The 13,299-nt window shown below is 36.8% G+C and carries 9 protein-coding genes and 1 pseudogene; 4 read left to right on the top strand and 6 right to left on the bottom strand.

Annotated elements, in window-relative coordinates:
* Positions 1 to 136: 136 nt before the first annotated feature.
* Both KBP50_RS05320 and KBP50_RS05315 read right to left on the bottom strand, forming a co-directional pair.
* Positions 137 to 697: a nucleotidyltransferase domain-containing protein gene (locus tag KBP50_RS05320; protein ID WP_328219547.1), complete on the bottom strand. Its 561-nt coding sequence runs from the start codon at positions 695 to 697 to the stop codon at positions 137 to 139.
* A gap of 282 nt (positions 698 to 979) precedes the next feature.
* Positions 980 to 1,162, bottom strand: a pseudogene (locus KBP50_RS05315) (response regulator); the annotation flags it as partial.
* A gap of 432 nt (positions 1,163 to 1,594) precedes the next feature.
* On the opposite strand from KBP50_RS05315, the gene KBP50_RS05310 reads away from it, so the two are divergent.
* Together KBP50_RS05310 and KBP50_RS05305 are read left to right on the top strand one after the other, a co-directional pair.
* Positions 1,595 to 3,253, top strand: a complete 1,659-nt coding sequence (locus KBP50_RS05310) for an ATP-binding protein (protein WP_072740994.1) — start codon at positions 1,595 to 1,597, stop codon at positions 3,251 to 3,253.
* The gene (locus KBP50_RS05305; RefSeq protein WP_072740995.1) at positions 3,246 to 3,968 is read left to right on the top strand and encodes a response regulator; all 723 of its coding nucleotides are present in this window, start codon (positions 3,246 to 3,248) and stop codon (positions 3,966 to 3,968) included. The genes KBP50_RS05310 and KBP50_RS05305 overlap by 8 nt, the downstream gene beginning before the upstream one ends.
* Positions 3,969 to 4,078: 110 nt before the next feature.
* Here KBP50_RS05305 and KBP50_RS05300 read toward each other — a convergent pair whose 3' ends face one another.
* The 4 genes from KBP50_RS05300 to KBP50_RS05285 form a co-directional block, all read right to left on the bottom strand.
* On the bottom strand, positions 4,079 to 5,104 hold the full coding sequence (locus KBP50_RS05300; protein WP_050350336.1) for a 2-hydroxyacid dehydrogenase: 1,026 nt from the start codon (positions 5,102 to 5,104) through the stop codon (positions 4,079 to 4,081).
* Positions 5,105 to 5,196: 92 nt separating this feature from the next.
* Positions 5,197 to 6,255 (bottom strand): AEC family transporter, encoded by a 1,059-nt coding sequence (locus KBP50_RS05295; RefSeq protein ID WP_050350335.1) that lies wholly within the window; start codon positions 6,253 to 6,255, stop codon positions 5,197 to 5,199.
* A 579-nt stretch (positions 6,256 to 6,834) separates the two neighbouring features.
* Complete coding sequence (locus KBP50_RS05290; RefSeq protein ID WP_050350334.1) at positions 6,835 to 7,845, bottom strand: 2-hydroxyacid dehydrogenase; 1,011 nt, start codon at positions 7,843 to 7,845, stop codon at positions 6,835 to 6,837.
* Between the two features lie 24 nt (positions 7,846 to 7,869).
* Entirely contained in the window at positions 7,870 to 8,928 is a 1,059-nt protein-coding gene (locus KBP50_RS05285) for an AEC family transporter (RefSeq protein WP_050350333.1), read from the bottom strand.
* Between the two features lie 585 nt (positions 8,929 to 9,513).
* Here KBP50_RS05285 and KBP50_RS05280 point away from each other — a divergent pair.
* Together KBP50_RS05280 and KBP50_RS05275 are read left to right on the top strand one after the other, a co-directional pair.
* The gene (locus tag KBP50_RS05280; protein ID WP_050350331.1) at positions 9,514 to 11,244 is read left to right on the top strand and encodes an ABC transporter ATP-binding protein; all 1,731 of its coding nucleotides are present in this window, start codon (positions 9,514 to 9,516) and stop codon (positions 11,242 to 11,244) included.
* Positions 11,234 to 13,045, top strand: a complete 1,812-nt coding sequence (locus tag KBP50_RS05275) for an ABC transporter ATP-binding protein (RefSeq protein ID WP_050350330.1) — start codon at positions 11,234 to 11,236, stop codon at positions 13,043 to 13,045. Before KBP50_RS05280 ends, KBP50_RS05275 begins: the two co-directional genes overlap by 11 nt.
* Positions 13,046 to 13,299: the final 254 nt, after the last annotated feature.

Below are 13,299 nucleotides of genomic sequence, written 5' to 3'. Positions count from 1 at the left end.
ATAGTTCCCCTTCACATAGTAGTACATACTTTCTAAGACTTAGCTCACATTACTTCTTGCAGGAATATTATCTTTATAAAATGCTACAAATCCAAACTGGAAGATTAAAAAACAAAATGTATGATACTTCCTTCTGTCAATTATCTAAATAACCTAACCACTGATGAGTTGGTGCATGAACTAATATAGCTTCTTTTAACCATTTCTTCTCTTCATAAGCGAGAAATGGTTTTACATTTATGAAATCTTGGTGGTCCTTTTGTCTTGTGTTTTTTAGTTTAAATAACAATACAACAAATGGATTCAAATAGGGAATTCCTGTTTTGCTATAATTGTAAACTTCATTTATTGGTAGGAAAATCCGGCTATCCCTTCTGAATAACCATTTACCCCAACACATCTCATTAAGAAGAACTTCCAATTCCCAGTTATTCAATTGAGCATGAATCTCATGAATTGGCAGCTTCAAATATTCATTTTCCCATGTTTGAAACTCACCATGGACAACCTTTTTAAACGCCCAACCTTGCAAGTATGTTTTTAATGTTAACTGATCTTTACGGAAAATGGCTATTTCAATATCGCTATGTAATCTTGTTTCATTGCCAATATGCAAATCAATAGCCCATCCACCAGCGATAAACCATTTCTCACTAAAGCCTTTCATTAATTGATAAATTTCCATACATGGTTTCAAAGGCTTCCCCCCTCCATCATTGTCAATTATTTGGCTCTCATTTGATTCCATCTCTTGAAAAATCTCAAAAACTAATTCATTATATGAGGGATGAGCGCTATAAAAGTTTGCCAACTCACTTCAGTTGCGTTGTATCTCATTCCTAAAGAAATAACGTTAATAATTTTAGCGACAGATTGTCCAATCGCTGTGCTTCCAATAACTTTTTCTTTCTCATCAACGTTCACCTTTATTACTACTGAACCATGATTGCGTAATCGATTTTTCAAAGGATGATAGTGAAATGTAAAACCCGTCTAAACCAGGTAACATTATATCTAAAATAACAATATCTACATGCGAAATGTATCTATTAGCTTCTTCAGCAGATTTCAGCCATGTTATGTCGTATCCCCTTCTCGTTAAATCTTTTTTCACCCAACTACCTATCTCCCTTTCATCTTCTATATACAACACATGAACCATTTCGTTTCCTCCAAATCTTTAATATGCTGCTTCCTTGTTTGGTTTTACAACTACTACATCCATTTTAAATCGAGTCTTCACCCTCGAATGGCAAAATCATATTATTTTCTAGTAATACGGCAATAGGTCATACCTAGTAGCTTGATTTCCATTTTTTTACATGCCCATTATAATACTCGTTTTCAAAATAAAAAGTACCATATGATAAGCATACCGTGTCTTACCGTATCCCATCTACCACTTACAGTGGAAGTAAAGATTGAATCCTGCTACAATAAAGTGAGCCTTCCATCAGTGAGGGCGTCTTTCATCCTGATGGTTAGCACATACCTAAATGCTCCTAAATACGTCAGGAATTCAGGTGTCAGTCTCCACTTTGGTAGCACCCTCGCGCTCTGTGAAACGGGAATTTTTCGGCACCTGATATTCGAGGTGAAAAGCAGAAAAAACAGAAGGGATCTGAACGACATTAAAGATAACTGGCTGTCTCGACTTTCATTGAAGAAAATGACAACCTTACTCGTCTTATTATCTGTGCTTGCTTCTTTAATTGCTTCAGCGATTCTTTTAGATAACTATGTATTAGAGCGGGAGCATCGAGCGGTTAAAAATAAAATAGCAAATGTGGCTAGAATGGTTGCTAAAGATATCCGTGTGATTAACAAAGTAGAAGACTCACCAGCTGACCCGACCATTCAAGACTATGCCAATGAAGTAATGGATGCAACTGGTGTCAGCTTTGTCGTCGTTTTAGATAATAACCTCATTCGTAAATCACATCCAGATGAGAGTGTTATTGGCGGGACCTTTTCAAATGTTAAAGATGCCAGTAAATCACTGAACGGCAGTGAACATTACTCCAGGCATATCGGCATTCTTGGAGAAGGCACTCGCTTTTTTACACCAATTTGGAATGAAGAAGGTGAGCAAATCGGGATTGTTTGTGTAGGTTATGTGCAGCAAACAATCAATGATGAGTTATGGAATGCTCGTAAAAATTTATATATTGGATTAGGGTGCGGGCTTTTAGTAGGAATCATCGGTGCATTATATTTAGCCCGTTATTTAAAAAAAGTGTTGCTAGGTCTTGAACCGAAACAAATTGTTGCCCATATGAAAGAAAAGGAAATTATAATCGATTCAGTAAATGAAGCGATCATTGCCGTTTCTCCTGAACGAAAGGTACTATTAGAAAATGTCAATTTCAACAATTTATTGAATAAAACGGAAGCCGCCTCCCATGCCATCCATGATGGCTATCTGAGTGAAAAAATATTTTCTTTAATTTTTGACAACGTATTCGAAACCGAAAAACCCATTGCTAATCGAGTTATGGTCATTAATCATTTCGAATTTATTGTCAATGTACAACTTGTCTATATCGATAAAAATATCTATGGCGCAGTAGCAACATTATATGATCAATCCGAACTACAGCATCTTATCCGTGAGCTTAGCGGGACGGAGCAGTACATTGATTCCTTACGTGCACAGAATCATAAATTTATGAATCAGCTCCACACCATTTTAGGCTTAATTGAACTGGAAAAGTATGCGGATGTGCATCACTTTGTCCGTGTACTCAACCATAATTACCACCGAGAAATCGGTTTTGTTACAGATAAAATTAAAAGTTCAGCGATAGCAGGTTTTTTACTTGGAAAAACAAGTGAACTGGAGGAACAAGGTGTTACCTTGACCATTGATGAGGATTCTCATTTTCCAGCTATAAAAATAGGTGAGATGCTACATGACTTATTGCTCTCCATGGGAATTCTCATCGACAACGCCAAAGAAGCTGTGCAGAATAGCTCTAAAAAGCACGTTACCCTCTTCCTCAAATACGATGCGGATGAAGGAGTCATTATGATTGAAGTGCAAGATACAGGCTCAGGCATTGAAGAGCATGTTTTGCCAAAAATATTCGAACGTGGTTATTCAACCAAAGGGGAAAATAGAGGCTATGGATTGGACGCCATTCAATCCATTGTAACACACTATGATGGGCTTATAGATGTCCAATCGAAACTTGGAAAAGGAAGCTCTTTCCGCATAGAAGTCCCTTTCAAATGGAGGAACGAAGATGATTAAAGTAATAATTGTTGAGGACGACCCAATGGTGGCAACGATTAACCAACAATACATTGAGCGATCAGAAGGCTTCCATACACTTACCACTGTCAGCAATATTAATGAACTATGGGAGGTGCTTGAGAAAGAAACGCCTGATCTAATCTTGCTGGATGTTTATTTACCTGGGCAAACAGGGATTGATTTTCTGCAAGAATTACGACAAAAGCAGTTTTCTATTCCTGTCATAATGATTACAGCTGCAGATGACATAGCAACGATTAAAAAGGCGTTGGAATCTGGGGTCATTGACTTTCTTATCAAACCTTTTACGTATGAGCGATTTAAGGTCGCAATCGAAAACTTTTTGCAATACCATAGATTAACAACAAGTGTGGAGAAAACCGACCAGGAAACGTTAGACCAATTACTAATCAAGGAAAGAAATCCTATATCTTCAAGTAGTAATGAAATTCTGACCCCACTCCCTAAAGGGTTATCCAAATTGACCTTAAAAAAAGTGTTACAAGCTGTGGAAAACCAAACTGATCCGTTTTCTACGGAGGATATTGCTACAAGTATTCATTTATCGCGTATTTCAACAAGGAAGTACTTGCAATATTTAGATGAGATTGGCTATTTGGCCTCAGAGCTAAAATATTTAACTGTCGGGCGTCCGATAATGATTTATCATGTAGTGCCTGACAAGGAGCATCTCGTTACGGATTATAAATAATCCCTTTCTTAACAACATACAAACCCCTTAATACCGTTATAACATTGAACAAAAAGCAAGCACCTTCCGAAAATACCTTGGAAGGTGCTAAATTTATTTTTGTGGATCATTTACGAAACAGCTTGGCTTTTATCAGGCAATTCTACAACATTTGACGTAATGCCTTTGGTAATAGTATCGTATAGATTTTCAAAGCTTGTCTCAATCATATTCGTTAGAGCCTCATCTGTATTTGAGCCAATATGTGGTGTTATAAGCACACGCGGGTATAAATCCACTAAAGCTTGTACGGTAGGATCCAGTTTTTTCCCATCATTAAATTGTTGGAAAAAGATGTCTTTTTCATTAGCAAATACATCCGTCCCGAAACCTTCTAATTTACGCGTGCGAAGCGCCTTAAGTATTGCCTCATTATCTTGGAGCTCTCCTCTAGCTGTATTAATGAAAATAGCTCCATCTTTCATTTTTGCAATGAATTCTTCGTTAACCATTTTATCATTTTTACCTGGAAAATAAGGAACATGCAAGCTCACAATATCACTTTCTCTTAATAGATCGTCCAGTTCCATAAAGGTAACGGTTTGTTTTGCTTCTTCGCTTTGATACACATCATAACCAAGTACTTCTGCACCAAGACCTTTAAAAAGCTTTGCTTCCGTTAAGCCGATTTTACCTGTACCGATAATTCCCACCTTACAATTTCGGATTTCTTTGCTAAACATCATCCCATCCACTGTAAAGTCTTTGTTCGCTGTTTTAGCGGTCGTATAGGCAGTGTGCCGTAGTAAAGACATGGCAAGCGTTAATGCTAACTCAGCAATAGCATTTGGTGAGTAAGAAGGTACACGTGCTACATACATATCAAAATCAGCTGCTGCTTGTAAATCGATATGATTATAGCCAACCGTTCTCGTAAATAAATATTTGACGCCGTATTTATGCATTTCTTGAATATTCTTTCGATCCGCCACACAATTCCCACGTAATAAGACAGCATCCATTCCTTTGGCAGTGTCAATATTATCATGTGTTAATAATTCTTCAATCAATGTTAATTCAAAATCGTATTTATTTAACTTGTTAAAAAATGGCACTTCATTTTCTCTTACTCCATAACAAGCAACTTTAATTGTCATTATTGCCCTCTCCTTTATTGAATATTAATAATCATCAGACATCAATTATCATATTTAACTTGTTTTTTAAGTTTTATTTTATTTTTATTTCCTTAACCAAAAAGATTTGTTGATGTAATCATATTGATCACAATAATCCATATTGGGATCATTACCACGGCGCTGATCGTTGACAATAAAGATGCATTAGAAGCAAGCAATGCGTCTTTATCAAAGCTAATTGCATATGCAGCTGCTACTGTTGCAGTCGGCGCAGCCATCATAATGACTATCGTTCCTACAGACACCGCACTCATAGTTAAAATTCCAGTAAGCGAAAGAATAGCTAAAACGACAATGTTAAGAATGGGAACTAAGATAACCTTGTTTGCACTATACACGATAGATGTACGATCGGTAATAGCTGTTTTAAAATCAATCGATCCTAAAGTAGATCCGATTGCTAACCATGCTAAAGGCGATGCTAAGCCGGCTAAATATGTCATTGGGTTGAATAACCAAGGTGCAGTTTGATCAATTCTTAAAAATGCTACTGATGAAGTCGTTCCATCTGCTGCTACAACAGTCATTTGTGGTAACGAATCTTGGAATACCCAGATAAACAAACCTACAAAAGTAGCAATAACAATCGGATTTAAAAACATTTCTTTCAGATTCTTAGCTTCCATTTTTAATCCACTCATTTTGATATAACCATAAGAGTAAAGAAAAATGCGATAACCAATATTAAAGATAGAAGCATATAGTACACCTTCAGCCCCATATATAGCACCAACAATTGGAATACCAAAGAACGTTGTGGAACCAAAAATAGTTAGAACACGTAATGTATCTTCTTTATCTCCTTTAAACTTGGCATACATTGGCTTCGTTACAATAATTAAAATAATATAAATTGCAATTCCCCAAATTAAAATGCCCATTCCTTCTGCTAGTGATTCTTGGTCAATATCATTCATAAAAGCTTTTAACGCAAGAGCCGGTAACGCTACAGATAAAACCACTCTTGATAGCATTTTTCCTACTTGGTCGCTGAAGATACCTTTTTTCCGGCAATAATAGCCTAATAAAATAATGAACATCGTTGATGTAATAGCACTAATAATATTCATATCAGTAAACGTCGTTTGCATGACTTCTAGAATTTTCATTTTCTTTTCCTCCAAGTTCCTTTTGTGAATTTTTTCACATGTTGTGTTACAGAAAATTAAGCCGGCTATTTCTTACACGTTTATAATAGTCCAATTCTGTAAATTTAAGAATATAATCTAACTAAACTAACTTATGTAATTTAAGTAAGTGAAATACTGAGCAAACTTTCATATTAGTGAAACTTCCCATGCATAAACTTTTCGTGGTAAATCAACTATAAGTCGTCCTATAAGCGGTTCAAAAGTATATGCAATAAGGTCTGTGCAAAAGAACTAAACTAGTAAAATCCCCTGTTTAGCATTATATCAACTAGGACGATAAAGTGAAGGTTTTCATTCGTCTCCCACTGATTGTTAGTACCGTAATGGTATGACCTAAAGGTCTCTTACGAAATCGGGCATTTAGGTGCTGTTATCCCCTACTTAGTCTTGTTGCTGGACAGATTATCCAACTCCTGTAGTGGGAGTCTTACAGCAACTTATATACGGGAGAAAATTAACATGATTTAAGAAGTGGTTAAAGCAAAGGTAAAATAACGAGATGAATACAGTCGTTCCGTTCATCCCGTTTTCTATATATTATTTGTTTGGTAATGATACAGCATTTGGTGTACTTCCTTTTGTTAATGTATCGTAAAAATTTTTAAAGCTGGTCTCAAGCATATTTTTTAATGCCTCATCGGTATTGGATCCTATGTGAGGCGTAATAAGCACTCTTGGATATAATTCAATTAACGCCTTTACAATTGGATCAAGCTTTTCATCGTTAGAAAACTTTTGGAAAAATATCTCTTTTTCATTTGCAAAAACATCCGTTGCAAATCCCGCTAATTTATTCGTTTGCAATGCTTTCAAAATTGCTTCATTGTCTTGCAGTTCTCCCCTAGCAGTATTAATCAGTATAGATCCATCCTTCATCTTAGAGATAAATGATTCGTTTACCATTTTTTCATTTTCTCCTGGAAAATAAGGAACATGCAAGCTGACAACATCACTCTCGCTTAACAAATCGTCTAATTCCTTAAAGGTAACGACTTGTTTTGCCTCTTCACTTTGATATATATCATATCCAAGCACCGTTGCACCCAAGCCTTTGAACAATTTTGCTTCCGTTAGCCCGATTTTCCCTGTACCAATAATCCCTACCTTACAGTTTCTTATTTCTTTACTGAACATTACTGGATCGACTGTAAAATCCTTTTGCGCCGTTTTCGATGTTGTATAGGCTGTATGTCGTAATAAAGACATAGCTAAAGTTAACGCTAATTCCGCGATAGCATTCGGCGAGTAAGATGGAACCCTTGCTACGTACATGTTGTAATCTTTTGCCGCTTGTAAGTCAATATGATTGTAGCCAACTGTACGAGTAAATACGTATTTAACTCCATATTCAGACAATTTACTCATATTCTGCCTATCAGCAACACAATTGGCTCTTAATAAAATCGCATCCACTCCGTCAGCGGTTTCTATATTTTCATGAGACAGCAACGGCTTTAGTAAATGTAGTTGAAAGTTATATATATTAAGCTTATGAAAAAATGGAATTTCATTTTCTCGAACACCGTAGCACGCTATTTTTAAAGTCACTTTTTATCTCTCCTTTCTGTCTGTTCATCCGAATATTGCTGTAGCAGCTATTAAATTGATGACAACGATCCATATAGGAATGAAAATGACTGCTGCTATAGTTGAAAGTAAGGATGCATTAGAAGCTAATAAAGCATCTCTATCGAAGCTGATTGCATAAGCCGCTGCTACTGTCGCTGTTGGTGTAGCCATCATAATTACAATCGTTCCTAAGGAAACATCACCGATAACTAAAATATTTGTTAATGCCAATATAGCGAGAATAACGATATTCAATATAGGAACAATAACAACTTTATTAAAACTGTAAAATAAGGATGTGCGATCTGTTATCGCCGTTTTAAGCTTAACGGAGCCTAAAGTTGCGCCTATGGCAAGCCAAGCTAGCGGGGAAGCAAGTTGCGCTAAATAAGTCATTGGCTGGAATAACCATGGTGCCGTTTGATCAATCCGTAAAAACGCAACCTCTGACGTCGTTCCATCTTCTGCTACCACACTAACCTGTGGTAAATAGCCTTGAAAAGCCCAAATAAATAACCCTAAAAACGTAGCAATTACAATTGGGTTTAAAAACATTTCCTTCAAATTTCCAGCTTCCATTTTAAGCCCACTCATTTTGATATATCCATACGAGTATAGGAATATACGGTATCCGATATTAAAAATAGAAGCATACAATATACCTTCTGCTCCATAAATAGCACCGACAATTGGAATTCCAAAAAACGTAGTGGATCCAAATATCGTTAGCACACGTAACGTATCTTGCCGATCTTCTTTATACTTTAAATACATCGGCTTAGATACAATAATTAAAATAATGTAAATAGCTACGCCCCATATTAGGACCTCTATTCTTTCTGCTAGCGATTCTGCATCAATGTCTTTCATAAATGCATTGAATGCTAGCGCAGGTAAAGCAACTGTAAGAACTACTCTAGATAACATTTTTCCAACTTGATCATTAAATATATTTCTTTTGCGACAGAAAAAACCTAATAAAATGATGAACAATGTGGAAGAAATTGCACTAACGATGTTCATATCTGTAAACGTTTGTTGTATCTCTTGAAGTATAGTCATATTTTCTCTCCAAATTCTTTATTTATTTAATTTTTAATGGCTACATAAGCTAAAGGAATTGTCATAGTTCCAATATCTTTAGAAAAATTTTTCCCTCACAGCAAAATATTATACAAATAAAGAGTGAATTTTTTCAGGAGAAGTCTTTCTCCATGAAACGAGAGGTTTAAAAGCTAGAAATCTCAAGCGCTCTTGAAAAAAGACGATAAGCTTTTCTCCGTGCGATGTCCGCTTCCAAAGTTTTTCTTGACCTTGAAAAAGAAGAATACTTTTTCTACGTGCAAACGTGCAAACCGCTTGAAAACAGCAGCTACCTACCCGAAACGAATCGAGCATTTAGATGCTACCCGCTAACTTGCACTTATACTTCTTAGTACTCCTCTTAACTGTTGAAATGGCAATCTTACGGCACCTTATATGTAGGACAAAGTGTTTGATGATATGAAAGTAGTGGACTACATCTATAATTGATGATATTTTTTTTACATTAAACAACCATTCATTCACCAAATAGGATATTGGATAAATACATCAAATCCATTTATAATAGGTAGAAATTGTGTAGCATCATGGGAGGAGGTCACCATGAAGACCGTTTTAGCATTTTTAAAACCTTATAAGCTGCCTGCAAGTGTAGCCTTTATGCTCATGCTAGTTGAGCTCGCAGTTGAACTTTTGCTTCCATTTCTGCTTGGAAAAATGATTAATGAGGGTGTGGTGAATCAAGATTTATCGACAATCTTAGTGTGGGGTAGTATTATGATTGGACTTGCTCTCATTGCTTTCATAGCTGGAATTGTTAACTCGTTTTATGCTTCTCATGTGAGCTGGAGATTTGCTTATGATCTTCGTGAAAAGCTATTTGCGAAAATACAGGCATTCTCATTTGCTCATTTGAATCAGTACCCTACTTCGGCTTTAATGACTCGATTTACTAATGACATACGGCAAATGCAGAACACCATCTATATGATGCTGCGAATTATGTCTAAAGCACCGCTAATTGTTATTGGCGGCGTGACAATGGCGTTTGTTGTAAACGCTAAATTGGCACTTATCTTTCTTATTTCCGTTCCCTTATTGGTCGTTTTTGTTCTCTGGGTATTAAAGGTTGCCAGTAAATTATTTCATCAGGTGCAAAAAAGCGTGGATAAATTAAACCAAGTGATGCAGGAAAACCTAAGCGGCATGCGGTTAATCAAAGCATTCTCACGTAGAAATTACGAAGAAGAACGATTTAAAGAAGCAAACCAGTCGTTAGCAGATAAAACGAAATCCACATTTCGATTTGTTGAAGCTTCCATGCCTGTTTTACTTTTTGTGATGAATATTAGCCTACTGTTTATTATTTGGTTTGGTAATTCACAAGTTACAGCCGGCTCTACGAACGTAGGAGATGTCGTTGCCATCATCAATTATGCGCTCAGAGTATCCATGTCCATTTCGATGTTCACATTCATTATAATGGCTTTTTCAAGAATGCGGGCCTCAACAAAGCGAGTAAGTGACATTCTTCGGATAGAGACAGATTTACAAAGCACAAAGACAGCTGACACTTCTGCAGTCATTAATCAAGGTGCAATTTCTTTCCAGCAAATTCATTTTACGTATCCAGAGCATGATAAATCTGTGTTACATGGTGTTAGTTTTAACATAAAGAGCGGAGAAAAACTCGCTGTAATGGGAGCAACTGGTGCGGGGAAAACATCTTTGTTTCAATTAATCCCTCGTTTATATGATGCAAGCAGTGGCACCATTACGATTGATAACAAAGATATTACAACATATCCTTTAGATCAGCTCCGAAATAGCATTGGCTACGTGCCTCAGTCTCCCTTGCTTTTTACAGGTACTATTAAAGAGAATATCACCTGGGGGAAACCTTCAGCTACTTCCGAAGAAATGATCCAAGCCGCAAAGGATGCACAAATCCATGAAACGATCTTACAATTAGAACAGCAGTATGAAACGAAAGTCGGTCAAAAAGGGGTTAATCTTTCCGGAGGCCAAAAACAGCGGATTTCTATCGCCAGAGCCCTGATTCGAAAGCCGAAAATCCTTATGCTGGATGATAGTACTAGTGCACTGGATTTAACGACAGAAGCGCATTTACTAGAGGCTATTGACACATATCATTGTACGACATTAATCATTACACAGAAGGTAAGTACGGCTATGCGTGCTGACCGAATTCTCCTATTGGATAATGGAAAAATTTTAGCACTGGGAACACACCAATCATTGCTTGAATCATCCAAGCTCTATCAGCGGATTGTGGAATCCCAGTTTGGTAAGGAGGTTTCTTATGCTAAGTAAACAATTAAAACAGCCTTTTCAATACGAAAAAATTCCCGTTTCATCGGTAGCGGCTCACAAGAAAAAGCGTGCGCAAGATACAGTGGGGACAATTCAACGCATTTGGTCTTACTTAGCAAAAGAAAAAGGAAAATTAACGCTTGTTATATTAATGGTGATTGCTAGCTCTGCCTTAGGTCTTGTGGGTCCGTTTATGATTGGCATGGCGGTGGATGATTTTATTGTCGCTAAGCAAACTACAGGACTAGTCACATTATTAATCTGGCTCGCAATCATTTATCTGTTACACTCCTTATCCATTTTCCTGCAAAACTACTGGATGATTAGCATTGCACAAAATACGGTTTATGCTTTAAGAGAAGATTTATTTCATCAATTTCACCGCTTGCCAATTGCTTATTTTGATAAACGGCAACATGGGGAATTAATGAGTAGAATTACAAACGATATTGATAACGTAAATAACACGCTAAACCAATCAGTAATCCAAATATTTTCCAGCGTCCTTACGTTAACCGGTACGATTGGTGTCATGCTTTACCTAAGTCCAATACTTACAGCTATAACGATGGTTATCGTGCCAATTATGTTTTTTGCCATTCGCTGGATAACAAGACGAACAGGACCATTATATAAGCTGCAACAAAAGAATCTAGGGGAAGTGAATGGGTATGTTGAAGAGATTGTATCTGGACAGCATATCGTAAAAGCTTTTTCCCAAGAGAAGCGTGTCATGAATGAATTTGAAACACGTAATCAACAATTGAATCATGCAGGATTTTGGGCATTAACCATTTCTGGATTTATCCCTAAAGTGATGAATATGCTCAATTTCCTTAGTTTCGGTCTAATTGCACTAGCAGGCGGTATTCTAGCCATTTACGATATAGTAACCGTTGGGATTATAGTTATTTTTACGGAATATGCGAGGCAATTTACACGTCCCTTAAACGAACTATCCAATCAGTTTAATATTCTATTATCAGCAGTTGCTGGTGCAGAGCGCGTATTTCGCGTAATGGATGAGGAACAGGAAGAAACAGATGAGAAAACTGCGCAAAAGCTCCATGATACAAACGGACACATAGTTTTCGACCAAATTTCTTTCGGCTATGAGGATAGTAATATTCTACATGATATAAGCTTTGAAGCAAAACCAGGAGAAACCATTGCTTTTGTTGGTCATACTGGTGCAGGAAAAACAACAATCATTAACTTAATCTCCAGGTTTTATAATTATGATAAAGGCGAAATTTATCTAGATGGAATACCACTAAAATCAATTCAACGGTCGAGTCTAAGGAAACATATGGCCTTTGTTTTACAGGACGCCTTTTTATTTCGAGCAACGATTCGTGAAAATATTAGGTACGGTCGTCTAGAAGCGACTGATAAAGAAGTTATCCAAGCAGCTAAGGATGCAAACGCCCATGAATTTATACATCAGCTTCCAAATGGGTATGACACCATGTTAGATCAAGATGGCAGCGGAATTAGTCAGGGACAAAGGCAATTGCTTACCATCGCGCGCGCTTTATTAGCTAAACCGAAAATCTTGATTCTAGATGAAGCGACCAGTAATATTGATACCATAACGGAGTTAAAAATTCAGGATGCTTTAAAGCGTCTGATGAGGGGAAGAACAAGCTTTGTTATTGCCCATCGTCTCAATACCATTCAAGAAGCGGATAGGATTATCATGCTACAACATGGGGAAATAATAGAACAGGGCAGTCATGAACAATTGATCGCTTTAAAAGGACAGTATTACCAGTTAAATAAAGGGCAAAAGGTAGATTAATTCCATTCATAGTAACTAGACATGAAAAATTGCCTAAACCCTAATAAGATTTAGGAAATGACAATAGGATTTTTTTCCATCTTGATAATGTTATCAAGTGAATCTTCCATCAGTGGGGGTTTTCATTTATCCCCCACGGATTGTTAGTACCATAATGGTATGACCTAAAGACCGCTTACGAAATAGGACATTTAGATGCAGTTATCTCTCACTTAGACTTGTGTTGCAGTACAGATTATCCAACTCCTGAAGTG

Origin of the sequence: Virgibacillus pantothenticus, from assembly GCF_018075365.1 — a bacterium.
Taxonomy (GTDB): domain Bacteria; phylum Bacillota; class Bacilli; order Bacillales; family Amphibacillaceae; genus Virgibacillus; species Virgibacillus pantothenticus.
Note: the sequence above shows the minus strand (reverse complement) of the source record. Positions and strands in the feature narration are given on the sequence as shown.